This window comes from Morganella sp. B601, from assembly GCF_051172335.1.
In the GTDB taxonomy this organism is placed as follows: domain Bacteria; phylum Pseudomonadota; class Gammaproteobacteria; order Enterobacterales; family Enterobacteriaceae; genus Morganella; species Morganella morganii.
Genome location: NZ_JBPIZE010000002.1, coordinates 633,514 through 657,119 on the forward strand (window position 1 = coordinate 633,514; position 23,606 = coordinate 657,119).

Here is a 23,606-nt window from a genome sequence, read left to right on the forward strand (position 1 = left end):
TAAGCCTTATTCATATAATGCTATTAATCGTATTTTATAAACCCGTATTACTGGTAAATAATAATAAGGGCTGAACCTTTAATTATTCCGCTAATTATCTGTTCCGGTTTTCATAATATGCTGTCATTCCGGATTCCTTAACGTTATCATCCGTGACGCAAATCATATTTAGTTCAATAATCCATCTTATGGCATAAAGCAAGAATGTTCATCTTGTTTTGGCCGATGCTGTTTACAATATACGGAACTTCTTGCTATAACAAAGCATACCCTCCGGTAACAGACAATTCCCGTTTTTTATTTCCGGTTATCCCTGTGATAACCGGGATGCTGTTGCCGCCACCTCTCTTTTGGGAAACACAAATGAGAAAAAAAATGACACGACCCCCGTCATTGAATAAATGAGTAAATAAAAGGACATAATTATGACAACCGATACATCGCCATTAAGTCAGCCTCAGGCAAGGCCATTAAATAAAAACGATTATAAAACACTGGGATTATCTTCCCTCGGCGGCACGCTTGAATTCTATGATTTTGTCATATTTGTCTTTTTTACCGGAACACTAACCCACCTGTTTTTCCCGGGTGATAACGAGTTTATCGCCCAGATGAAAACGCTGGGAATTTTCGCCGCCGGTTACCTGGCACGTCCGCTCGGCGGGATCATTATGGCGCATTTCGGCGATATTATCGGCCGCAAGCGCATGTTTACCCTGAGTATCTTCCTGATGGCGGTGCCGACACTGGTTATCGGTATGCTGCCGACCTATGAAAGTATCGGTGTGGCAGCACCTGTCCTGTTACTGCTGATGCGGATTTTACAGGGCGCGGCTATCGGCGGTGAAATGCCCGGCGCATGGGTATTTATCGCGGAGCACACACCGGAACAGCGCTACGGGCTGGGTGTCGGTACGCTGACCTCCGGGATCACCGGCGGTATTCTGCTCGGCTCTCTGGTTGCTATCGCAGTTCAGGCTTCTTATACTGCGGCGGAAGTGACTGCATGGGCATGGCGTATTCCGTTTATCCTCGGTGGTGTGTTCGGCCTGATTTCGGTGTATCTGCGCCGCTTTTTGCAGGAAACCCCGATCTTTAAAGAGATGGCGGCCAAACGGACATTGTCCGAAGAGATGCCGGTAAAAACAGTTCTGAAAAACCATAAAATGGCCTGTTTTGTCACCGCCGGGCTGACCTGGTCGTTATCCACCGCTATCGTGGTGATCATTCTGATGACCCCGTCCGTTGTGGTGGAAAAGATGTACGGCATTGATCGCACATTGTCATTACAGGCAAACTGCGTGGCCACGCTGACCTTAACCCTCGGCTGTATTTTCTGGGGCTGGCTGGAAGATAAAATCGGCAGCCGTGTGACACTGGCATTGTCCTGGGGCGGATTAGCGATCACCGCATTCCACTTCTACGGTGCACTGTCACCGGATATTGCGGCGGCTTCGCTGGTGATTAACTATGCGGTGATGGGCTTTTTTGTCGGTGCGATTGCCACCACACCAATCATCAGTACGCGGGCATTTCCGCCGGCAATCCGTTTCTCCGGCTTATCCTTTGCCTACAACATGGCTTACGCGGTATTCGGCGGCTTAACGCCGATGCTGACCGGCGCCTGGTTACAGAAAAGTGCAATGGCACCGGCGTATTATGTGGCAGGCGTGTCCGTACTGGCGATTATCATCGGTTTCTTACCGCTGGCACACAAAGGCTGGACAGCGCGTAAAGCACAGAATGTGAAAACTGTCGCAGCACAACAGTCTTAACGAAACAGATAAAACAGTAAGGGCGGATGATTATCCGCCCTTTTTCTTTTCCGTCTTCTGAATCAGCGCCAGGCAGGGTTTTTCATTACCGAATATTTACCCGGGCCGATAAAGGCCAGTGCAATACCGCTGATAAAGAAATACATCAGGCTTTCAATCGCCCATGCCCCGGTCGGATCCAGCATAAAGGTCTTATTCACACCGATCATCAGCCAGGCAACAATCATGGTAAAGGACACCAGCAAGGCGGACGGACGAGTCAGAATGCCGAGGATAATAAAGACCGGCGCGACAATTTCCCCGAAATAGGTACCGTAAGCAATAAACTCCGGTAACCCGAAAGAGGCCAGCAACCCTTTTATCCCCGCCGCGCCGGTGAGTAATTTACCGATACCGTGAAACAACATTAACCCGCCGACCGCCAGCCGCAGTAATAGTTTTCCGGCATCGTCGTGTGATAACAGCCTGTTGATTACACCTGTCATAATATACCCCTGTTGAATGAGAATCTTACTCATTGTGAGTATACGCAGTGATACGCAAAGCGGTAGCGGCAACATTCATTGACGGTAAAAACCGAAAAATCTCATTCATTTTAATTGTTAAGAATATGCTGGCAAAAACAAAACCCAACCCTTTATATTTTCTTATAATATCTGTGTGTTATCTTTTTCAATGCTATCGGTCAGGTCTTATTTATCCGTTCGTTAACAACACCCGCGCTGTTTCTGTCAAATTATCTGAAAATCATCATCAAAAATACTTACCTGTTTTCCGTCTGTTTCGTCACACTTTTTTGAAAGAGTTAACATCAATTTGCATCTCTCCGCCCTACACTGGCAAACAGGTTTCTGAGTAATACTGTTGTATCTGATAAGGAGATGTCATGAAGAAGAATATTATCGCCGGTTGTCTGTTCTCACTGTTTTCCCTTTCCGCACTGGCCGCGATCCCGGCAGGCAACGATGCCACCACCAAGCCGGATTTATATTATCTGAAAAATGAACAGGCTATCGACAGCCTGAAACTGTTACCGCCACCGCCGGAAGTCGGCAGTATTCAGTTTTTAAATGATCAGGCAATGTATGAGAAAGGCCGTATGCTGCGCAATACCGAGCGCGGAAAACAGGCACAGGCAGATGCTGACCTGGCCGCAGGGGGAGTGGCAACCGCATTTTCAGGGGCTTTCGGCTATCCGATAACCGAAAAAGACTCTCCGGAGCTCTATAAACTGCTGACCAATATGATTGAGGATGCCGGTGATCTTGCCACCCGCTCCGCCAAAGAACATTACATGCGCATCCGGCCGTTTGCGTTTTACGGCACAGAAACCTGTAATACCAAAGATCAGAAAAAACTCTCCACCAACGGATCTTACCCGTCAGGTCATACGTCTATCGGCTGGGCAACCGCACTGGTGCTGGCGGAAGTGAACCCGGCAAATCAGGATGCGATTCTGGAACGGGGTTATCAGCTCGGACAGAGCCGGGTGATTTGCGGCTATCACTGGCAGAGTGATGTGGATGCCGCGCGGATTGTCGGTTCAGCCGCTGTCGCGACATTACATTCCGATCCGGCATTTCAGGCGCAGTTAGCGAAAGCCAAACAGGAATTTGCACAAAAATCACAGAAATAAGCAGTGATATCTGGTCAGGGCAGTGCAATATCTGCCCTGAAATCCCTGTTTATTCCCACATCCAGCGATCTTCCCGATCCCAGCCTTTTGTTTTCATGCAGCTGTAGAAATAGCGGTTGCGGCTGTCTTCATTCACATCCATCACATAACTTTCCGTTACCGGTGTCTGCTCTTTGTAGGTTTTGCTGTTACCGCAGTCATCGTCTTTTTTGCAGCGTTTCTCCACATCCCGCATCACACTGCGCTGAGCAACTTCATTTTTCACCGGATAAAGCTTATGTGATTCCGGTTCACAAAAGGCATTTGCCTCTGCCCGTGTGTATTCAGAGCCGCCCGGAACTTCCACCCAGACAGAAGAACAACCGGACAACAGCAGCGCAGAGACAAGAATAAGTCTGTTTTTCATCATTATAGTGTGTATTATCAGTTTGTTAAGAATGCGTAATGTTACTGCACATCATAAACTGAGTAAACCGTACCGGTAATATTTCCTTAAGGGATGATAAAGCCACTGACATAAAGGCAGACTCCGCTGAAACCACGTATATTTACCTGTATCAACGTTATTTTCACAATTCTTCCATTTTTACGTTCAGATTTACCGGTACACTATCCCCATCATATTTCAGGCTGTTTTGTGCCCTTACGCGTACCCCGGCAGTACCGGGTAAAAAGGAATGATGAGTAATCCCATAATGAATAATGTACAAAAGAGAAAGAAACGCACAGGCATTACGATTGCCGTTCTCCTTCTGGGCGCAGCCGGTTACGGCACCTATCATTACTTTAACTCTGCGGCACCGGCCACCCCGCCTGCTGCCGGAAAACCGGGGGCTTCCGCAGGCAAAAACAGCAACCGTCCCGGCCGGCCGCCGCTGGCACCGGTGCAGGTAGCCAAAGCCGTTTCGGAGACCATTCCCCGTACCTTGTCAGCTCTCGGTACCGTGCAGGCGGCAAATTCTGTGACGGTGACCAGCCGCGTGGAAGGCCAGCTCATGCAAATCCATTTTGAGGAAGGTCAGAAAGTGAATGCCGGTGATTTGCTGTTCACTATCGACCCGCGTCCGTTTGAGATCCAACTGGCCCAGGCTCAGGGACAGCTCGCCAAAGATCAGGCCACGCTCGCCAATGCCCGCCGTGATCTGAGCCGCTATCAGAAACTCGCGGCCACCAATGTCATTTCGCAACAGGAGCTGGATACCCAGCAGGCAACTGTCAAATCGGCGGAAGCCGGTATTAAGGTGGATCAGGCCGCTATCGACAGCGCGAAACTGCAACTGACCTACAGCCGCATCACCGCACCTATCAGCGGAAAAATGGGTCTGCGTCAGGTGGATACCGGCAACTTTATTACCGCCGGAACTGCCATGCCGCTGGTGGTGATCAACCAGACAGCCCCTGCCGATGTGCTGTTTACCGTTCCGGAAAATGATATTCCGCTGATCCGCATGGCGCAGCGCACTATGCCGGAACTCACGGTCACCGCGCTGAGCAAAGATAACAGCATCCGCCTGGCTCAGGGCAAACTGCTGACACTGGATAACCAGATAGATGCCGCCACCGGCACAGTAAAAGCCAAAGCACGGTTTACCAATGATGATGACCTGCTGTTCCCTAACCAGTTTGTCAATGTGCTGCTGCAGGTCGGTCAGCTGGAAAATGCGGTAGTGATCCCGAATGCCGCACTGCAGATGGGAACCGAAGGCAATTATGTCTGGCTATTGGAAGCAGAGAATAAAGTCCGCAAACAGATTGTGGATGTGGAATTACAGACCCCGGAACGCGTGGTGATCAAAAGCGGCGTCAGCGCCGGTGATACCCTGGTGACTGACGGAATCGACCGTCTGACTGACGGCGCGCAGGTGGAAGTGGTGTCCGGTGAGAAAAAAGCCGCAGCCGGAGATAAGGCCTGATGTCCGGAAACAACCCTGAAACCCGTGCCGGCGGCCCGTCCCGCCTGTTTATTCTGCGTCCGGTCGCCACCAGCCTGTTTATGCTGGCGATCCTGCTGGCGGGGATTGTCGGTTACCGCATGCTGCCGGTTTCGTCGCTGCCGGAAGTGGATTACCCGACTATCCGCGTGGTCACACTCTATCCCGGCGCCAGTCCGGATGTGATGACCTCCGCCGTGACCGCGCCGCTGGAGCGCCAGTTCGGGCAGATGTCCGGACTGAAACAGATGTCGTCGCAAAGCTCGGGCGGTGCCTCTGTTATTACCCTGATGTTCCAGCTCTCCCTGCCGCTTGATGTGGCGGTGCAGGAAGTGCAGGCATCCATCAACGCAGCAACCAATCTGCTGCCGAATGATCTGCCTTATCCGCCGATTTACAGCAAGGTGAACCCGGCAGATCCGCCGGTGCTGACCCTTGCCGTCACATCTGATGCCATGCCGATGACGCGGTTGCAGGATATGGTGGAAAACCGCATCGCCCAGAAAATCTCCCAGGTGGAAGGGGTCGGTCTGGTGACACTCGCGGGCGGCCAGCGCCCTGCCGTACGGGTGCAGTTAAATGCCAATGCTGTCGCCGCTTACGGGCTGGACAGCGAAACTATCCGCACCGCGATTAACAACGCCAACGTCAACTCCGCCAAAGGGAGCCTTGACGGCCCGGCGCGTTCGGTAACGCTGTCCGCTAACGACCAGATGAAATCAGCGGAAGATTATCAGAACCTGATTGTCAGCTACAAAAACAATGCCCCAATCCGCCTGCGGGATGTGGCAACCGTACAGGAAGGACCGGAAAACACCCAACTGGGTGCCTGGGTTAATGATAAACAGGCCATTGTCATCAATGTGCAGCGCCAGCCCGGCGCGAACGTGATTTCCACCACCGATACCATCCGTGCTCTGATCCCGGAACTGGTGGAAACCCTGCCGGAATCCGTGACCGTAACGGTTCTGACTGACCGGACAGATGCTATCCGCGCCTCAGTCAAAGATGTGCAGTTTGAACTGTTTTTAGCGATCGCGCTGGTGATCATGGTGATGTATCTGTTCCTGCGCAATATGGCTGCGACCCTGATACCGGGAGTGGCAGTACCGCTCTCGCTGGTCGGTACGTTCGCGGTGATGTATTTCTGCGGCTTTTCCGTCAATAACCTGACACTGATGGCACTGACTATCGCCACCGGGTTTGTGGTAGATGATGCAATTGTGGTGGTGGAAAACATCGCCCGCTATCTGGAAAAAGGCGACAAGCCGCTGACCGCTGCCCTGAAAGGTGCCGGTGAAATCGGCTTTACCATTATCTCACTGACCTTCTCGCTGATTGCCGTGTTAATCCCTCTGTTATTTATGGGGGATATTGTCGGCCGCCTGTTCCGTGAGTTTGCCATCACCCTTGCGGTGGCGATCCTGATTTCCGGTGTGGTGTCACTGACACTGACACCGATGATGTGTGCCCGGTTTCTGAAACCGGAATCCGCTCACCGCCATAACCGCTTTAACCGCGCCACTGAACGCTTTTTTGAGCGGGTGATTGCCGGTTACGGCCGCTGGCTAACATGGGTGCTGCGCCATCAGTGGCTGACACTCGGGGTTGCGTTCAGTACCATGGCGATCACCGTCATGCTCTATCTGTTTATTCCGAAAGGCTTTTTCCCGATCCAGGATAACGGACTGATTCAGGGCACCCTGGAAGCGCCGCAGTCCGTGTCGTTTCAGGCCATGAGTGAGAAACAGCAGGCGGTCAGCCGTCTGCTGGCAGATGACCCGGCAGTTGCTAATATTGCCGCCTTTGCCGGTATCGACGGCAGCAATGCCACACTGAACACCGGCCGTCTGCAAATCACCCTGAAACCGCTGTCTGAGCGGGCTGACCGCGCGGAAGCTATCATCACCCGGTTACAGGAAAAGGCCGATACCCTGCCCGGCGTGAAACTGTATCTCCAGCCGTCTCAGGATCTGACAATTGATACCCAGACCTCCCGCACGCAGTATCAGTTTACCTTACAGGCCAATTCCCTGGAGGAGCTGGATCTGTGGGTGCCGCGTCTGATGACAGAATTAGAGAGCAGTGATGCCCTGACCGACACCGGCAATGACTGGCAGAATAAGGGACTGGTGGCCTATATCGATATTGATCGCGACACCGCGTCACGGCTGGGGCTGACCATGACCAACATTGATAACGCGCTGTACAATGCGTTCGGTCAGCGGCTGATCTCCACGATTTATACCCAGGCCAGTCAGTACCGCGTGGTGCTGGAAAATAACACGTCGCTGACACCGGGGGCGGATGCACTGAACAGTATCCGTCTGACCAATAAAGACGGCAATTCTGTGCCGTTGTCAGCCTTTGCCACTGTCTCGCAGCGCTTCGGGCCGCTGGCGATCAATCATCTGGCACAGTTCCCGTCCGCTACCTTCTCCTTTAATATCCCGGCAGGCGGTTCACTGGAAGCGGCTGTTAATGCGGTAAAATCAGCGGAGCAGCGTATCGGCCTGCCGAAGGATATCACCACACAATTCCAGGGTGCCACTCTCGCCTTTGAAAATGCCCTGTCCAACACCCTGTGGCTGATCCTTGCCGCTGTCGTGGCGATGTATATTGTGCTCGGCATTCTGTATGAGAGTTTTATTCACCCGATTACTATCCTCTCCACCCTGCCCACTGCCGGGGTCGGTGCCCTGCTGGCACTGATTATGGCGGGTAATGAGCTGGATGTGATCGCGATTATCGGTATTATTCTGCTGATCGGGATTGTGAAGAAAAACGCCATTATGATGATTGACTTCGCCCTTGCGGCAGAGCGCGAACAGGGGCTGTCGCCGTATGATGCGATTTATCAGGCGTGTCTTCTGCGTTTCCGCCCGATCCTGATGACCACCATGGCCGCGCTGTTTGGTGCGGTGCCGCTGATGCTCAGTACCGGGGTCGGTGCCGAGCTGCGCCAGCCACTGGGGGTCTGTATGGTCGGCGGGCTGATTATGAGCCAGATCCTGACCCTCTTTACCACACCGGTGATTTACCTGCTGTTTGACCGCCTGTCTCACTGGCGCGATAACGCCCGCTTTACCCCGGAAAGTGACAACACGGGAGCCTCATCATGAGGCTGTTCGCCCTGTTTATCGCCCGTCCGGTAGCCACGACGCTGATAAGCCTCGCCATCACTCTGTGCGGGGCGATCAGCTTCCTGTTCCTGCCGGTGGCACCGTTGCCGCAGGTGGATTATCCGGTGATTAATATCACGGCATCACTGCCGGGTGCCTCGCCGGAAACGATGGCATCGTCTGTCGCCACGCCGCTGGAACGCTCGCTCGGGCAGATAGCCGGAGTATCGGAAATGACCTCCTCCAGCTCCCTCGGCAGCACCAGTATCACCCTGGAATTTGAGCTTAACCGCGATATCAACGGTGCCGCCCGCGATGTGCAGGCGGCACTGAATGCCGCGCAAAACCTGCTGCCGTCCGGGATGCCGTCGCGGCCGCGTTACTATAAATCAAATCCGTCCGATGCGCCGATTATGATCCTGACGCTGACATCTGACACCCTCGATACCGGCAAACTCTATGATATCGCCTCCACCCGGCTGGCACAGCGCCTGTCACAGATTGAGGGCGTGAGTGAGGTTTCGGTCGGCGGCGGCTCGCTGCCAGCCGTGCGGGTGGAGCTTAACCCGTCACAGCTGTTTAACCAGGGGGTTTCCCTCGACAGTGTGCGCAAAGCGATTAGCGATGCCAACGTGCTGCGTCCGCAGGGCTCGGTGTCTGACAATGAACGCCGCTGGCAGATTGACAGTAACAGTGAACTGAAAACGGCGGATGATTATCGACCGCTGATTGTGCATTACAATGACGGCGCGGCGGTACGGCTGGCAGATGTCGCCACCGTGAAAGACTCGGTGCAGAACGTCCGCGCCGCCGGGATGAGCAACGGCAAGCCAGCGATTCTGCTGGTGATCCGCCGCGAAGCCGGTGCCAATATTATCGCCACGGTGGCCCGCATCCGCGAACAACTGCCGGTATTGCAGGATACCATTCCCGCCAGTGTGGATTTGCAGGTTGCCCAGGATCGCACCCCCACCATCCGCGCCTCACTGACCGAAGTGGAACGCGCACTGACCATTGCGGTGGGGCTGGTGATCCTGGTGGTGTTCCTGTTTCTGCGTTCCGGACGCGCCACTATTATCCCGGCGCTGGCCGTGCCGGTTTCTCTTATCGGCACCTTCAGTGCCATGTATCTGTGCGGGTTCAGCCTCAATAACCTGTCACTGATGGCCCTGACCGTCGCCACCGGCTTTGTGGTGGATGATGCGATTGTGGTGCTGGAGAATATCGCCCGCCATATTGAAAACGGCCTGAAACCGAAAGAAGCCGCGCTCAAAGGGGTCAGCGAAGTCGGGTTTACCGTGCTTTCCATGAGTATCTCCCTGGTGGCGGTGTTTATTCCGCTGCTGCTGATGGATGGTCTTGTCGGGCGGCTGTTCCGTGAATTTGCCATCACCCTGACCACCGCCATTGCTATCTCACTGGTGATCTCGCTGACACTCACTCCGATGCTTTGTGCACATCTGCTGAAAAACCGCGCGGCACCGGCACGGGAGCGCAAACGCGGCGCAGGCCGGATCCTGTTCCGCATCCAGCAATGGTACGGGCGCAGCCTGACCGTGGTGCTGGCACACAGCCGCTGGGTGCTGCTGATTTTCACCGGCACCATTGCCCTCGCAGTCTGGCTCTATATCTCTGTGCCGAAAACCTTTTTCCCGGATCAGGATACCGGGCGGCTGCTGGGCTTTGTCCGCGCTGACCAGAGCATTTCGTTCCAGTCGATGGAGCAGAAAATGCGCACCTTTATGCAGCGCATTCACAGTGATAAAGATGTTGCCAGTGTCACCGGTTTTACCGGCGGCGGACGGGTTAACAGCGGATTTATGTTTATCTCGCTCAACCCGCTGGATGAGCGGACAGACAGCGCCCAGGATGTCATTAACCGGCTGCGTGTCACCCTCGCGGATGAACCGGGCGCCAATCTGTTTCTGATCCCGGTGCAGGATGTGCGGGCGGGAGGCCGTGAGTCCAACTCCAGTTATCAGTACTCCCTGCTGGCGGATGATTTATCCCTGCTGCGTGAATGGGAGCCGAAAATCCGCAAAGCACTCGGTGAACTGCCGCAGCTGACCGATGTAAACTCAGATAAAGAAGATAAAGGCGCGGAGATGGCGCTGACTTATGACCGTGATGTGATGGCGCAGCTCGGGATCAGTGTCAATGATGCCAATAATCTGCTGAATAACGCCTTCGGTCAGCGGCAGATCTCCACCATTTATGAGCCGCTGAACCAGTATAAAGTGGTGATGGAGGTCGCGCCGCAGTATACGCAGGATGTCAGTGCACTGGATAAAATGTTTGTCATCAATAAAGAGGGACAACCGGTTCCGCTGGCGTATTTCGCACAGTGGCGTCCGGCGAATGCACCGCTGAGTGTTAACCATCAGGGATTGTCAGCAGCCTCGACGATCGGCTTTAACGTGGCGGAAGGCTATTCCCTGTCCGATGCGGTGGCAGCGGTCGAACGCACCATGGTGGAACTGGGAGTGCCGTCCGGGGTGCGCGGAACTTTTGCCGGGACCGCACAGCTGTTCCAGGAAACATTACAGTCTCAGGTGCTGCTGATTATCGCCGCTATTATCACGGTGTATCTGGTGCTCGGCATGCTGTATGAGAGCTTTATTCATCCGCTGACTATCTTATCCACCCTGCCCTCGGCGGGGGTCGGCGCACTGCTGGCGCTGCGCTTCTTTGATACGCCGTTCAGTCTGATCGCCCTGATAGGGATTATGCTGCTGATCGGGATTGTGAAGAAGAACGCCATTATTATGGTGGACTTCGCCATTGCCGCCCAACGCGGCGGGCAAAGTGCGCGGGATGCGATTTTCCGGGCCTGCCTTCTGCGCTTCCGTCCGATCCTGATGACCACGCTGGCCGCCCTGTTCGGTGCGTTGCCGCTGGCACTCGGCAGCGGAGACGGTGCGGAGCTGCGCCAGCCGCTCGGAATAACCGTAGTCGGCGGGTTGCTGGTCAGCCAGATCCTGACACTCTATACCACGCCGGTGATTTACCTGTTCTTTGACCGGCTGCGCCGCAAAAAAACCGGAGAATCCGCCGGGCAATCCGTTATCAGTACGGAGGGAAATGCATGAAAACCGGAATAGGTCACAAACTGTTTCTTGCCATTTTTGCCACCTGTATGCTGGTGGTGCTGACCATGCATCTGGCTATCCGTTTCAGTTTTGAGCAGGGCTTTCTCGGCTATCTTCAGCGCTCCGCCGAAGACCGGACGGAGATGATCGCCGATGTTGTCGCTGAACAATATGCCGATTACGGCAGCTGGTATTTTCTGCGCAATAATCAGCGCGGTTTTATGCAGGCGCTGCGGGCACTGGATACCGACCGCCACATGGAACATATGGAGCGCGGCTGGAAAATGCGTTTCTGGCTGCTGGATGAGGATGACCGCCGCCTGTTCGGGCACGGCCCGGTACCACCCGGCGAGCTCTACCGCAAACCGGTAAAATACAATGATAATATCGTCGGCTGGGTGGTAATGCCGGCGGATGACAATATCAACCGTGCCGCCGACCAGAGCTTTTCACATCAGCAGGCACGCACCAGCTGGATAGTCTCGGCGCTGGTGCTGCTGGTGACTCTGGTGGTCACCTGGCTGCTGACGCGCGGCTTCCTGCGTCCGGTCAAACGGCTGGCAGAAGGCACACATCAGCTGGCGGCGGGTAATTTCAGCAGCCGCGTGCCGGTTCACGGTAAAGATGAAATCGCGCAGCTGGCCAATGATTTTAACCAGCTCGCTTCCGCGCTGGAAAAAAATGAGCTGATGCGCCGTGACTACATGGCTGATGTCTCACACGAGCTGCGCACTCCGCTGGCGGTGTTACAGGGCGAACTGGAAGCCCTTCAGGACGGGATCCGCCAGCCGACACCGGAAACTCTGGCATCCCTGCTGGCGGAAGTGCAGACGCTGACAAAACTGGTCAGCGACCTGCATCAGTTGTCATTATCCGATCGCGGCTCACTCTCTTACCGCAAAGAGTTATGCAATCTGACCGATGTGATCAGCCGGTCTATCGGCGTGTTCCGCCACCGGTTGCAGGAAAAAGGTCTCACTGTCACGACGGAGCTGCCGGATCCCCTGATGATCTTCGGGGATGATGCGCGGCTTGGCCAGCTGTTCCATAATCTGCTGGAAAACAGCCTGCGTTATACCGATAGCGGCGGACAGATTGTGGTACGCGGACAGCAGGATGAAACACAGATCCGTATCGACTGGTCAGACAGTGCGCCGGGGCTGACTGAAGAACAATTTTCACAGATTTTTGAGCGTTTCTACCGCAGCGAATCCTCCCGCAACCGGGCCAGCGGCGGATCCGGGCTCGGCCTTGCGATTTGTGATAAAATCGCGGAAGCGCATCACGGGCAGATAAGTGCATCCGCGTCCCCGCTCGGTGGCGTGACCATCACTCTGATCCTGCCCCGCCCTGACTGACAGGAGTTGACTGCATGGAACAAAATGCTGAACTGATTCTTATTGTGGAAGATGAGCCGAAACTGGCTCAGTTACTGACAGATTACCTGCACGCCGCCCATTACCGCACGCACTGGCTGGCACGCGGCGGTGAGGTGACAGCCTGGGTGCAGGAAAATAAACCGGATCTGATTTTGCTGGATCTGATGCTGCCGGAGAAAGACGGCCTGACACTCTGCCGTGAAATCCGTCAGTTCAGTGATGTGCCCATCATGATGGTCACGGCCAAAACTGAAGAAATTGACCGCCTGCTGGGGCTGGAAATCGGTGCGGATGATTATGTCTGCAAGCCTTACAGCCCGCGTGAGGTGGTGGCACGAATCAAAACCATCCTGCGCCGCTGCCGGCGCAGTAACGATATGTCAGAGGATAAATGTGACACCCTGACTATTGATGAGGTGAATTATCAGGTGCGTTTCGGGACACAGAGCCTGGATCTCACTCAGGTTGAATTCCGCCTGCTGCGCACCATGGTGTCACAGCCGGGCACCGTGCTGTCGCGCAATCAGTTGCTGGATAATCTGTATGATGATTACCGCGTGGTAACTGACCGCACGATTGACAGCCATATCAAAAATCTGCGCCGCAAGCTCGGGCAGTTAGATGGTGACCGCGATTTTATTCATTCCGTCTACGGGCTGGGTTACCGCTGGGAAGGCGGACCGGCTGAGATTATTGCCGCCACCATTATCTGATAAAAAACGGCGGAATATCCGCCGTTTGTTGTTTTTCTGATTACTGAATAACTAAGTTACTGAATAACGGACGGACGCTTCAGCCGCGCCAGGATTTTATCAAGCGTATTTTGCTCATCCTGTAATAAATCCGCTTTTGCAATACGGAATGTCCGATCCAGCTCTGCTGTTCTGATATGCAGTTTCAGCGCAGCGCGGTTGTCTGTTATCACAGTGAAAGCACTCAGCGGCGCTTCATAGCAGACCGCGTACTGCCCCGGGGTAAACAGCAGGTTATCACCGGCAATCGCCAGCATCGGATAATACTGGATACGCCGCGCGTTAATCACCAGCACAATCGCCACCGCGACCATAATGCCGCCGATATCCATCCCGAACACCAGCAGTGCCACGCCGAGTATTCCGTACAGCACCGCCATACTGATCTGGCGCTGTTTATTGAATTTCAGCAGGACCTCAAACGGCAGTTGTGCCAGTTTCGGTACTGTTTTCAGTGAACGGTAGACCACGCGGTTGTAGTCGTAGAGGTAACCGACGATAAAGATAAAGCCCAGCGGAATAAAAATAATACCGCCGATCATGGCAAGAACCAGGCCCAGTTTCGGCTGGTTACGCAAGAATGCCAGACTGGCCAGCTGTGCGGCCATCCCGCCGGTCATCAGAATTTTCACGTACGGTAAGACTTCAATCAGTTGCTGCATCTGATAATCCAGTTCATCCCGGTACGGCTCAAGTGCCGACGGAATATAGGAGATAATCCCCAGGAAAATCAGGTTAAGAGCCAGACCGATCCAGACTGCAATATGACGTTTTTCCATGTATCCACGCTGTAACAGGCTATAGTAAATGATAGCGCGGCAGGAATTATCCGCCGCACCACTGAATTTAACGAAACTATATCAAATCGTTATCCGATATTCATGCCATTTTCAGTAATTCATTTGATACCGGGCGGATGACGCGCTAGAATCCAACGCCTTGATTACGCCTCCCCCTCCGGGGAAGGTTCTGACTTGAACTCAGATCGGAATACATTATGTTTACACCCGAATTACTCTCTCCGGCGGGCTCGCTGAAGAATATGCGCTATGCGTTCGCCTATGGTGCGGATGCGGTCTATGCCGGACAGCCACGTTACAGCCTGCGTGTCCGCAATAACGAATTTAACCACGAAAACCTCGCCAAAGGCATTCAGGAAGCCCACGATCTGGGCAAGAAATTCTATGTCGTGGTCAATATCGCCCCGCATAACGCCAAACTGAAAACCTTTATCCGTGACCTGGAGCCGGTGATTGCCATGGGTCCGGACGCACTGATTATGTCTGACCCCGGTCTGATCATGATGGTGCGCGAGCATTTCCCGCAGATGGATATCCATTTATCCGTTCAGGCCAATGCCGTAAACTGGGCAACCGTTAAATTCTGGCATCAGATGGGGCTGACCCGTGTGATCCTCTCCCGTGAACTGTCACTCGAAGAAATCGCTGATATCCGCAAAAATGTGCCGGAAATTGAGCTGGAAGTGTTTGTTCACGGTGCACTGTGCATGGCCTACTCCGGCCGCTGCCTGCTCTCCGGTTATATCAACAAACGTGACCCGAACCAGGGTACCTGCACCAATGCCTGCCGCTGGGAATATAAAGTCGAGGAAGGCAAAGAGGATGTGGTCGGTAATATCGTCCACAAGCAGGAACCGATTCCGGTGAAAAACATTGAGCCGACCCTCGGTGCCGGTGCCCCGACAGACAAAGTGTTCCTGATTGAGGAAGCACAGCGTCCGGGCGAATATATGACCGCGTTCGAAGATGAACACGGCACCTATATTATGAACTCCAAAGATCTGCGGGCTATCGAGCATGTCGAAAAGCTGACACAGATGGGTGTTCACTCCCTGAAAATCGAAGGCCGTACCAAATCCTTCTATTACTGCGCCCGTACAGCACAGGTTTACCGCCGTGCCATTGATGACGCTGTTGCCGGAAAACCGTTTGACCCGTCACTGCTGACCACGCTGGAAGGCCTCGCACACCGCGGTTATACCGAAGGGTTCCTGCGTCGTCATACCCATGACTCTTATCAGACGTATGAGTACGGTTATTCCGTTTCCGATTCCCAGCAGTTTGTCGGCGAGTTTACCGGCAACCGCGTGAACGGACTGGCTGAAGTGGATGTGAAAAACAAATTCTCCGTCGGCGACAGTCTGGAACTGATGACCCCGAACGGCAACATCAGCTTTACCCTCGATGCCATGAATAACCGCAAAGGGGAAGCCACCGAAGTCGCGCCGGGTAACGGTCATATTGTCTACCTGCCGGTACCGGATGATGTAAACCTGGAATTTGCATTGCTGATCCGTAACTTACCGGGCACCAGCACCCGTAATCCGCATATGCCGGAATTTACCGACGCTGCGGCCACCAACGGGTAAAATTCTGAATTTTCGAATCCGATCACAACAATCACGTTAGTTATTTCGTAGTATCGGACAGGAAAATGAAGAACTAAAACGCAACATGTAATACCAGGAACCACCTCCTTGGTTGGCTCAATCTCCCTTGAGCCAACCTTTTCTTTTTGTGCCCTTCTCTTTTTTCTCCGCTCATTTTTCCCGGCATAAACCGCCCGTGTTTGTTATCTTTAAAAGACGTAATCTGAACACGGAGTCTGATATGGCGGAAACGCATATAGTGGTTCTTAACGGAAAACGTGCCGGTGATGACGGTATTCGTCAGGCTGTCCGGCACCTGCGGGAAAGCGGTGAGGATATTCAGGTACGGGTGACGTGGGAGCCGGAGGATATTCCCCGCTTTGTCCGCGAAGCCCATCAGCTGAAAGCAGCAACCGTGATTGCCGCCGGGGGCGACGGCACGATTAATGCCGTATGCAGTGCTCTGATGGCATATCCGGCTGAAAAGCGCCCGGTTCTCGGTATTCTGCCGCTCGGTACCGCCAATGATTTTGCCACCGCAGCCGGAATACCGGCGGATAAAACCAAAGCCCTGCTCCTGGCCGCAAAAGGCAGCGCGGTCGCCATTGATATCGGCTGTATCAATGAATCTCATTATTTTATCAATATGGCTACGGGCGGATTCGGCCCGAAAATCACCACAGATACCCCGGAAGCCCTGAAAAGCACCTTCGGCGGTGCCGCGTATTTTCTCCACGGGCTGACACGCAGTGATTTGCTGAAAGCGGATCACTGTACTATCAGCTGTGATGATTTCCACTGGCAGGACGACGCACTGGTGATTGGTGTCGGCAACGGCTGCCAGGCGGGCGGCGGACATAAACTGTGTCCGGATGCGCGGATCAATGACGGTCTGCTCAACCTGAGTATTCTGCCCGAACGCAACTGGCCGCGCTCACTCTGGAACAGCCTCTTTAATGAGGGCGAGGCGGAAGGCGTCATCATGAAGCGCAGCACACGGATCACCATCAACGCGGCACATGAGATGGTGTTTAATCTCGACGGCGAACCGCTGACTGGTCAGCAATTCACCTTTTCCGTGCTGCCTGAAGCGATCCAGTGCCGGTTACCGCCACACTGCGGGTTGTTATCTTAAACACAATCCACGACAATCCGTGACAATTTTATAACACGCTACAGGAATCGGAGTTTACATACCATGACTGATATCGTTAAGTTGTTAGGCAATGATGCATCATCTCTTCTTGAACACACCTGCACCACCATTCCCAAAGACAATCTTTATCTGCCGGGCGATGACTTTGTCACCCGCGTGATGATTGACAATAACCGGCCGAATACCGTACTGCGCTCCATGCAGTCACTGTTTAATCACGGCCGTCTGGCGGGAACCGGTTATCTTTCCATTCTGCCGGTAGATCAGGGTGTTGAGCACTCTGCTGCAGCCTCTTTTGCCGCCAACCCGCTCTATTTTGATCCGAAAAATATTGTCGAGCTGGCTATCGAAGCAGGCTGTAACTGTGTTGCCTCTACCTACGGTGTACTGGCTTCTGTTGCCCGCCGCTATGCACACCGCATCCCGTTCCTTGTCAAAATCAACCACAATGAAACCCTGAGCCTGCCTGCGCAGTATGATCAGACACTGTACGCCAGTGTTGAACAGGCTTTCGAAATGGGCGCGGTGGCTGTCGGGGCGACGATTTATTTCGGCTCACCGGAATCCCGCCGTCAGATAGAAGAAATCTCTGCGGCCTTTGAACGTGCCCATGAACTGGGCATGGTGACCGTGCTGTGGGCTTACCTGCGCAACCCGGCCTTCAAAAAAGACGGGGTGGATTATCATGCCAGCGCGGATTTAACCGGCCAGGCAAACCACCTTGCGGCTACTATCGGTGCGGATATCGTCAAACAGAAAATGGCGGAAAACAACGGAGGCTTTAAAGCCATCGGCTTCAGCCATACTGATGAGCGCGTTTACAGCACACTGACCACGGATAACCCGATTGACCTGGTCCGTTATCAGCTGGCGAACTGCTATATGGGCCGTGCGGGGCTGATTAACTCCGGCGGTGCGTCCGGTAATAATGACCTGGCGGATGCGGTCCGTACTGCGGTGATCAACAAACGTGCCGGTGGTATGGGGCTGATCCTCGGCCGTAAAGCCTTTAAGAAATCGATGAAAGACGGGGTGGCACTGATTAATGCAGTGCAGGATGTGTATCTCGATAAGAAAGTGACGATTGCTTAAATGCAAAACAGGCCGGATAACCGGCCTGATTTTGTGCTCCCTGTTTGTTCCGGGGAGCTGCTGATAACGGGCAAAACGAAAAGCCGCTGTAAATACATCCCTGTAAGCTCAGACGCGTCATCCATGACGCGCATGCTTTTCGTCCGCCTGCCCGTTATCCGCTTATTACCTGTACTGCAGATTACTTTTCAGCAGACAGATAATTATCGTTTCTTCTTCTTCCGCCCTGCCTGGGCAAAACGCTGGCGGTTGCTATCACTGTTGCTCTCTTTCTTCTTCTGCTGTTTATCTGAACCCGGATAAACCGGCGGAGCAACTTTAATTTTGTTATCACGCTTCTGCGGTTTTGCAGCCGGCTTTTTGACTTTTTTATCTTCAGAGGAAGATTTCTCAATCGCATCAAAGAGTTCAACCAGCTCGTCATCCGTTAAATCACGCCATTCCCCCACCGGGATCCCGGTCAGGCTGATATTCATGATGCGGACACGCTCGAGTTTCGTCACTTCATAACCGAAATGCTCACACATGCGGCGGATCTGACGGTTCAGCCCCTGAATCAGCGTGATGCGGAAAACAAACGGCGCTTCCTGCTTCACTTTACATTTTTTGGTAACGGTACCGAGGATCGGCACACCTGCACCCATACCACGGATAAAATCATCGGTGATTGGTTTATTTACCGTCACCACATACTCTTTCTGGTGATCGTTACCGGCACGCAGAATTTTGTTTACCAGATCGCCGTGGTTAGTCAGGAAAATCAATCCCTGTGAATCTTTATCCAGGCGGCCGATAGGGAAGATACGGGTACTGTGATTGACGAAATCGACAATATTATCTTTCTCGCCTTCATCGGTGGTGCTGACGATACCCACCGGTTTATTGAGGGCAATCAGCACCAGATCATCCTGCTCCCGCGCCTCAATCAGTTGTCCGTTGACTTTAACCACATCACCCGGCATTACCTGTGAGCCGATAGCCGCACGTTTGCCGTTGATCAGGACCAATCCCTGCTCAATATAGCGGTCCGCATCCCGGCGGGAGCAGATACCGCTTTCGCTGATGTATTTATTAAGACGCACAGATGAACCCGTTTCCATATCTTCCCCCCTGAAAAGCGCGCAATATACACCAATTATCGTGTGATATCACCACCACTGATAAAAATGGTGAACCGGGCCATGTCCGTGCCCCACTTCCAGGCTGTCTGCCGCCGCCAGCGCCCCGTGCAGATACTGTTTTGCCGCCTCCGTGGTTTCCGCCCAGTCCGCACACTGAGGCCGCAGTGCCGCCATTGCCGCAGACAATGTACAGCCGGTGCCATGGCTGTTTTTGGTCGGAATACGGGTTGAGGTAAAGCGGTGGCGGCCATCCGGCAGAAACAGCCAGTCAGGGCTTTCGGCGTTATCCAGATGTCCGCCCTTCAGCAATACGGCGTTTGCCCCGGCGGCCATCAGTGCCTCGCCCTGCCGCAGCATCATTTTTTCATCTGTGGCGACGGACGTTTTCAGCAATGCCGCCGCTTCGGGAAGATTGGGGGTAATAACCGAAACGTGAGGTAATAATTCAGAGATCAGTAAATCAACCGCTTCGGCTTTCAGCAGCGGATCGCCGCTTTTCGCCAGCATGACTGTATCCAGTACCACATACGGCACAGGATACTGACGCAGTTTCTCAGCCACGGTGCGGATCACGCCGCCGTCAGACAACATACCAATCTTGGCGCTGTCAATTCTGACATCCGTCAGTACCGCATCCAGTTGCGCTGCGACAAATTCCGGCGGGACAGAATGAACAGAATTTACACCACAGGTATTTTGTGCCACCAGCGCCGTCATCACCGTGGTGCCGTAAACGCCCAGTGCAGAAAAGGTTTTTAAATCTGCCTGAATACCCGCGCCGCCGCTCGGATCTGTTCCTGCAATGGTTAATGCGTTGATTCTCACCTGATATCTCCTGTTTTACTGTACCACTCTGTATAGTGAATTATACGCATCCGGTGACAGGAAACCACCGCAGAACAGGCAATAAAAAACCCCATGCCCGCAAGGGCACAGGGTCTGAATTTGCGTCAGTGATATACACTCGTCGTTAAAACGGCTATCAGGCTGTCGCGTTGACCACGCTGGTAAAACCAACTATCAGGGGCAATCTTATTGCCGGAGATAATTATGCTTTAGTGACGTTGGCAGCAGCAGGGCCTTTAGGACCATCCTGCACTTCAAATTCAACTTGTTGGCCTTCAGCAAGTGTTTTGAAACCATCGGTCATGATTGCAGAGAAGTGTACGAACACGTCTTTGCTGCCATCAGCTGGAGTGATGAAACCAAAACCTTTTGATTCGTTAAACCACTTAACGGTGCCTTTAAGTTTAGCCATTGATAAAATTCCTATCCTACAAATTTGCCGATAACCGGCGATATACAAACTAGTCGTTACTGCTTAAAAAACAGAAGCGTACCTCGTTTACCCATTTGAGTTATCACATAGGACAGGTCGGAAATCAAGCGATTTTTTCAGCGGGAAGATCTGGTGCACATATTTAGAAATATTAATAACATGTTCAGGTAAATTTATACGGAAAATTGATAACCGCTTGTGTTTAAACATATAAAAAAATTACAACTTTGTTCCTTTCCTGCAAGAACGATAAGCTGCCTTACTTCATTATTTCCGGACTAAGAATCTGCCTGGTTCCGGTGTCCGTTGATATTTTGTTTAGATTTAAGCCGGATTAGCAGTATAAAAATAATATAAAATCTATGTTACTATAATTCTTGTCTATTAATTAGCATCATTTGTTATGAGCAAAATAATCGTTTTAGGATAAATGATTATTGTCACACCAGGAGTCATTCATGAAGCTTTCTTTAAGCACAATCAGCGCCCTGACGCTCACCTCTCTGCTGATGGCCGCACAACCCGGAGCAGCGCAGGAACAGGACACATTAAAAAGTGACAGCGTCACAAATGATACAACAGCTTCAGAAGGACTGTGGGGAACGTTTAAACGCAACGTCACCAACGTCTGGCAATCAGACCAGTATGATTTATATGTCCCGTTCTGGACGTGGCATAACCGCCTGACCTACGACAAAGAAAAAACCGATAAATACAATGAAAAGCCGTGGGGGGCCGGGTTCGGCAAATCCTACTATGATGAGGATAATGACTGGCACAGCCTGTACGCCATGGCATTTAAGGATTCACACAATAAATGGGAGCCGATTGTCGGTTACGGGTTCCAGAAGATGTGGATGCCGCACGGGCAGGACGGGTTCAAAGCCGGTGTCGGCTTTACCATTGGTGTGACGGCGCGGGATGACTATCACTATATCCCGATCCCGGTACCGCTGCCGCTGGCGTCGGTGGAATATAACCGCCTCGCGATTCAGGCCACTTATATTCCGGGCACTTACAATAACGGCAACGTCCTGTTTATGTGGGCCCGCTGGCAGTTTTAAGTACTTTTGAACATAAAAAAACCGGGGATTTTTCCCCGGTTTTTTATTATCTGCAGTTATGCTCTCGCGGCACGGCGGTGTTCATAATAGCGGTATGTCAGCCACAGGAAGCCAATCCAGAACGGCAGCAGGATCACTGAAATCCGCAGACCATCCATCAGGGCAATCAGCACCAGGATAAAGGCCAGGAACACGAGACAGATATAGTTGCCCCACGGATACCACAGTGCCTTAAAGAACGGCTCCACACCCTCTTTCATCTTCGCCTGACGGAATTTCAGGTTGGAGATACAGATCATAATCCAGTTAATCACCAGTGTGGTAACCACCAGCGACATCAGCAGAGAGAACGCTTCTTTCGGCAGCAGGTAGTTGATCAGGATCCCCACTGAGGTGACCAGACCGGACAGAATAATCGAGTTCACCGGCACACCACGCGGACTGATGCGCTTCAGGAATGCCGGCGCATTGCCCTGACGGGCCAGGCTGTAGAGCATGCGGCTGTTGCTGTAAACACCACTGTTGTAAACAGAGAGAGCGGCAGTCAGTACCACCACGTTCAGCACATGGGCAATCCACAGGTTGATATTGCCCTGCACAGAATCCGCAGCACCAAAGGCATGCCCGATTTCACGGAAGATCAGCACAAACGGGCTGACGTTCTCGACAATTTTTGTCCACGGATAGAGAGAAAGGATAACGGTAATAGAACCGATATAGAAAATCAGGATACGGTAAACCACCTGATTGATAGCTTTCGGAATACTGTAACGCGGATTTTCCGCTTCCGCTGCCGCCAGACCGACCAGTTCGAGGCCGCCGAAAGAGAACATAATGATCGCCATTGCGAAAATCAGTCCGCCCCAGCCGTGCGGCATAAATCCGCCGAACTCCCAGAGGTTACTGACAGACGCCTGCGGGCCGCCGTTACCGCTGATCAGCAGATAAGCACCAAAGGCAATCATGCCGAGAATGGCCACCACTTTGATCATGGCAAACCAGAATTCAGTTTCCCCGTAAACCTTGACGTTCACCAGGTTTACCAGGTTTATCAGCACAAAGAAAACTGCCGCAGAGATCCAGGTCGGGACATCCCACCAGAATTTAATATACTCGCCGACCGCCGTCAGTTCCGCCATGCCCACCAGAACGAACATCGCCCAGTAGTTCCAGCCGGATAAAAAGCCGGCAAAACCGCACCAGTATTTATGGGCAAAATGGCTGAATGACCCGGCAACCGGCTCTTCTGCCACCATCTCACCAAGCTGGCGCATGATCAGAAACGCGATAAACCCGGCGACTGCATAACCGAGCAGGACAGAAGGCCCCGCCATCTGAATCGTTGTGGCTGTTCCCAGAAACAGCCCCGTACCCACAGCACCACCCAATGCGATAAGCTGTATGTGTCTGTTTTTTAATCCGCGCTTGAGCGTCTGCTCCTGCTGTACTTCTGACATTAGATCCTCTGTAACGGCTATATTATTATTCTGCGTCGTGCATTACTGCATCCTGAAAAGTTTAAGCCCGTTATTAAAACATCATTTTGCTGCCTTGAATACCGTTAGCAACAAGATAATCAGAGGGAAAAGGCAAAACTCAGCCCTTATCTTACGGAAAAAATTTCGTAATTTCACAGATTCCCAGCATAAAATCCTCACGCTGATCACAGTACTTATCGAGCGCCGCAATATAAAAAAATACACCGGCAACAATCAGCAGCAGGATAATTATGATTTTTTTCATGTTTCGCCTATTTTCATCTGAATTATACCCGTTAACAAGATTTCGTTACATTCCGGTCTCGTCACATACTTTAGCGGA

19 protein-coding genes are annotated in these 23,606 nt (G+C 52.7%); 11 read left to right on the forward strand and 8 right to left on the reverse strand.

Annotated elements, in window-relative coordinates; all coding sequences use genetic code 11:
• Positions 1 to 425 precede the first annotated feature (425 nt).
• Positions 426 to 1,775 (forward strand): MFS transporter, encoded by a 1,350-nt coding sequence (locus ACSBQN_RS07730; protein WP_036405811.1) that lies wholly within the window; start codon positions 426 to 428, stop codon positions 1,773 to 1,775.
• A 62-nt stretch (positions 1,776 to 1,837) separates the two neighbouring features.
• Here ACSBQN_RS07730 and ACSBQN_RS07735 read toward each other — a convergent pair whose 3' ends face one another.
• Positions 1,838 to 2,260: a DoxX family protein gene (locus ACSBQN_RS07735; protein ID WP_004239916.1), complete on the reverse strand. Its 423-nt coding sequence runs from the start codon at positions 2,258 to 2,260 to the stop codon at positions 1,838 to 1,840.
• Between the two features lie 401 nt (positions 2,261 to 2,661).
• Here ACSBQN_RS07735 and phoC point away from each other — a divergent pair, with 401 nt between their 5' ends.
• A complete protein-coding gene (phoC, locus tag ACSBQN_RS07740; RefSeq protein WP_004235240.1) occupies positions 2,662 to 3,411 on the forward strand; it encodes an acid phosphatase PhoC in 750 nt (249 codons plus the stop codon).
• Between the two features lie 49 nt (positions 3,412 to 3,460).
• Here phoC and ACSBQN_RS07745 read toward each other — a convergent pair whose 3' ends face one another.
• Positions 3,461 to 3,820, reverse strand: a complete 360-nt coding sequence (locus ACSBQN_RS07745; RefSeq protein WP_004235239.1) for a hypothetical protein — start codon at positions 3,818 to 3,820, stop codon at positions 3,461 to 3,463.
• A 286-nt stretch (positions 3,821 to 4,106) separates the two neighbouring features.
• On the opposite strand from ACSBQN_RS07745, the gene ACSBQN_RS07750 reads away from it, so the two are divergent.
• From ACSBQN_RS07750 to baeR, 5 genes are read left to right on the forward strand one after another with little or no spacing between them, the layout of a single operon-like run.
• The gene (locus ACSBQN_RS07750) at positions 4,107 to 5,324 is read left to right on the forward strand and encodes an MdtA/MuxA family multidrug efflux RND transporter periplasmic adaptor subunit (RefSeq protein ID WP_004239913.1); all 1,218 of its coding nucleotides are present in this window, start codon (positions 4,107 to 4,109) and stop codon (positions 5,322 to 5,324) included.
• A complete protein-coding gene (locus ACSBQN_RS07755; protein ID WP_024473316.1) occupies positions 5,324 to 8,464 on the forward strand; it encodes an MdtB/MuxB family multidrug efflux RND transporter permease subunit in 3,141 nt (1,046 codons plus the stop codon). Before ACSBQN_RS07750 ends, ACSBQN_RS07755 begins: the two co-directional genes overlap by 1 nt.
• Positions 8,461 to 11,553 (forward strand): multidrug efflux RND transporter permease subunit MdtC, encoded by a 3,093-nt coding sequence (gene mdtC, locus ACSBQN_RS07760; protein ID WP_024473317.1) that lies wholly within the window; start codon positions 8,461 to 8,463, stop codon positions 11,551 to 11,553. Before ACSBQN_RS07755 ends, mdtC begins: the two co-directional genes overlap by 4 nt.
• Positions 11,550 to 12,911, forward strand: coding sequence for a two-component system sensor histidine kinase BaeS (baeS, locus tag ACSBQN_RS07765; protein ID WP_024473318.1), 1,362 nt, complete (start codon positions 11,550 to 11,552; stop codon positions 12,909 to 12,911). The genes mdtC and baeS overlap by 4 nt, the downstream gene beginning before the upstream one ends.
• 14 nt (positions 12,912 to 12,925) lie before the next feature.
• Positions 12,926 to 13,645, forward strand: coding sequence for a two-component system response regulator BaeR (gene baeR / locus ACSBQN_RS07770; protein ID WP_024473319.1), 720 nt, complete (start codon positions 12,926 to 12,928; stop codon positions 13,643 to 13,645).
• 56 nt (positions 13,646 to 13,701) lie between these two features.
• Here the strand turns inward: baeR and ACSBQN_RS07775 are convergent, their stop codons facing one another.
• Positions 13,702 to 14,463, reverse strand: coding sequence for a hypothetical protein (locus tag ACSBQN_RS07775; RefSeq protein ID WP_024473320.1), 762 nt, complete (start codon positions 14,461 to 14,463; stop codon positions 13,702 to 13,704).
• Between the two features lie 218 nt (positions 14,464 to 14,681).
• On the opposite strand from ACSBQN_RS07775, the gene yegQ reads away from it, so the two are divergent.
• The 3 genes from yegQ to fbaB all read left to right on the forward strand — a co-directional run bounded on the left by yegQ (position 14,682) and on the right by fbaB (position 18,321).
• Entirely contained in the window at positions 14,682 to 16,073 is a 1,392-nt protein-coding gene (yegQ, locus tag ACSBQN_RS07780) for a tRNA 5-hydroxyuridine modification protein YegQ (protein WP_024473321.1), read from the forward strand.
• Positions 16,074 to 16,314: 241 nt separating this feature from the next.
• Positions 16,315 to 17,208, forward strand: a complete 894-nt coding sequence (yegS, locus tag ACSBQN_RS07785) for a lipid kinase YegS (protein ID WP_024473322.1) — start codon at positions 16,315 to 16,317, stop codon at positions 17,206 to 17,208.
• Between the two features lie 63 nt (positions 17,209 to 17,271).
• Positions 17,272 to 18,321, forward strand: a complete 1,050-nt coding sequence (fbaB, locus tag ACSBQN_RS07790; protein ID WP_004235228.1) for a class I fructose-bisphosphate aldolase — start codon at positions 17,272 to 17,274, stop codon at positions 18,319 to 18,321.
• 203 nt (positions 18,322 to 18,524) lie between these two features.
• On the opposite strand, the gene rluF is transcribed toward fbaB, so the two are convergent.
• The 3 genes from rluF to cspE all read right to left on the reverse strand — a co-directional run bounded on the left by rluF (position 18,525) and on the right by cspE (position 20,700).
• Positions 18,525 to 19,421 (reverse strand): 23S rRNA pseudouridine(2604) synthase RluF, encoded by an 897-nt coding sequence (gene rluF, locus ACSBQN_RS07795; RefSeq protein WP_214177223.1) that lies wholly within the window; start codon positions 19,419 to 19,421, stop codon positions 18,525 to 18,527.
• 48 nt (positions 19,422 to 19,469) lie between these two features.
• A complete protein-coding gene (gene thiD, locus ACSBQN_RS07800; RefSeq protein ID WP_024473324.1) occupies positions 19,470 to 20,267 on the reverse strand; it encodes a bifunctional hydroxymethylpyrimidine kinase/phosphomethylpyrimidine kinase in 798 nt (265 codons plus the stop codon).
• A 223-nt stretch (positions 20,268 to 20,490) separates the two neighbouring features.
• Positions 20,491 to 20,700, reverse strand: a complete 210-nt coding sequence (gene cspE, locus ACSBQN_RS07805; protein ID WP_004239901.1) for a transcription antiterminator/RNA stability regulator CspE — start codon at positions 20,698 to 20,700, stop codon at positions 20,491 to 20,493.
• A 479-nt stretch (positions 20,701 to 21,179) separates the two neighbouring features.
• Between cspE and pagP the strand changes: the two genes are divergently transcribed.
• Positions 21,180 to 21,785 (forward strand): lipid IV(A) palmitoyltransferase PagP, encoded by a 606-nt coding sequence (gene pagP / locus ACSBQN_RS07810; RefSeq protein ID WP_046024465.1) that lies wholly within the window; start codon positions 21,180 to 21,182, stop codon positions 21,783 to 21,785.
• A gap of 56 nt (positions 21,786 to 21,841) precedes the next feature.
• Here pagP and ACSBQN_RS07815 read toward each other — a convergent pair whose 3' ends face one another.
• Together ACSBQN_RS07815 and ACSBQN_RS07820 are read right to left on the reverse strand one after the other, a co-directional pair.
• Positions 21,842 to 23,242 carry an amino acid permease gene (locus ACSBQN_RS07815; protein WP_024473326.1) on the reverse strand — a complete coding sequence of 467 codons (1,401 nt, stop codon included), beginning with the start codon at positions 23,240 to 23,242 and terminating at the stop codon, positions 21,842 to 21,844.
• Positions 23,243 to 23,393: 151 nt separating this feature from the next.
• Positions 23,394 to 23,528 (reverse strand): PhoP/PhoQ regulator MgrB, encoded by a 135-nt coding sequence (locus ACSBQN_RS07820; protein ID WP_004239899.1) that lies wholly within the window; start codon positions 23,526 to 23,528, stop codon positions 23,394 to 23,396.
• Positions 23,529 to 23,606: the final 78 nt, after the last annotated feature.

What these genes read in the sequence shown, in the direction of transcription:
- cspE (WP_004239901.1), bottom strand. Translation starts at nt 20,700, where the DNA reads ATGGCTAAACTTAAAGGCACCGTTAAGTGGTTTAACGAATCAAAAGGT.
- ACSBQN_RS07745 (WP_004235239.1), bottom strand. Translation starts at nt 3,820, where the DNA reads ATGATGAAAAACAGACTTATTCTTGTCTCTGCGCTGCTGTTGTCCGGT.
- baeR (WP_024473319.1), top strand. Translation starts at nt 12,926, where the DNA reads ATGGAACAAAATGCTGAACTGATTCTTATTGTGGAAGATGAGCCGAAA.
- ACSBQN_RS07735 (WP_004239916.1), bottom strand. Translation starts at nt 2,260, where the DNA reads ATGACAGGTGTAATCAACAGGCTGTTATCACACGACGATGCCGGAAAA.
- pagP (WP_046024465.1), top strand. Translation starts at nt 21,180, where the DNA reads ATGAAGCTTTCTTTAAGCACAATCAGCGCCCTGACGCTCACCTCTCTG.
- fbaB (WP_004235228.1), top strand. Translation starts at nt 17,272, where the DNA reads ATGACTGATATCGTTAAGTTGTTAGGCAATGATGCATCATCTCTTCTT.
- ACSBQN_RS07755 (WP_024473316.1), top strand. Translation starts at nt 5,324, where the DNA reads ATGTCCGGAAACAACCCTGAAACCCGTGCCGGCGGCCCGTCCCGCCTG.
- rluF (WP_214177223.1), bottom strand. Translation starts at nt 19,421, where the DNA reads ATGGAAACGGGTTCATCTGTGCGTCTTAATAAATACATCAGCGAAAGC.
- baeS (WP_024473318.1), top strand. Translation starts at nt 11,550, where the DNA reads ATGAAAACCGGAATAGGTCACAAACTGTTTCTTGCCATTTTTGCCACC.
- yegS (WP_024473322.1), top strand. Translation starts at nt 16,315, where the DNA reads ATGGCGGAAACGCATATAGTGGTTCTTAACGGAAAACGTGCCGGTGAT.
- ACSBQN_RS07820 (WP_004239899.1), bottom strand. Translation starts at nt 23,528, where the DNA reads ATGAAAAAAATCATAATTATCCTGCTGCTGATTGTTGCCGGTGTATTT.
- ACSBQN_RS07815 (WP_024473326.1), bottom strand. Translation starts at nt 23,242, where the DNA reads ATGTCAGAAGTACAGCAGGAGCAGACGCTCAAGCGCGGATTAAAAAAC.
- mdtC (WP_024473317.1), top strand. Translation starts at nt 8,461, where the DNA reads ATGAGGCTGTTCGCCCTGTTTATCGCCCGTCCGGTAGCCACGACGCTG.
- ACSBQN_RS07730 (WP_036405811.1), top strand. Translation starts at nt 426, where the DNA reads ATGACAACCGATACATCGCCATTAAGTCAGCCTCAGGCAAGGCCATTA.
- phoC (WP_004235240.1), top strand. Translation starts at nt 2,662, where the DNA reads ATGAAGAAGAATATTATCGCCGGTTGTCTGTTCTCACTGTTTTCCCTT.
- ACSBQN_RS07750 (WP_004239913.1), top strand. Translation starts at nt 4,107, where the DNA reads ATGAATAATGTACAAAAGAGAAAGAAACGCACAGGCATTACGATTGCC.
- ACSBQN_RS07775 (WP_024473320.1), bottom strand. Translation starts at nt 14,463, where the DNA reads ATGGAAAAACGTCATATTGCAGTCTGGATCGGTCTGGCTCTTAACCTG.
- yegQ (WP_024473321.1), top strand. Translation starts at nt 14,682, where the DNA reads ATGTTTACACCCGAATTACTCTCTCCGGCGGGCTCGCTGAAGAATATG.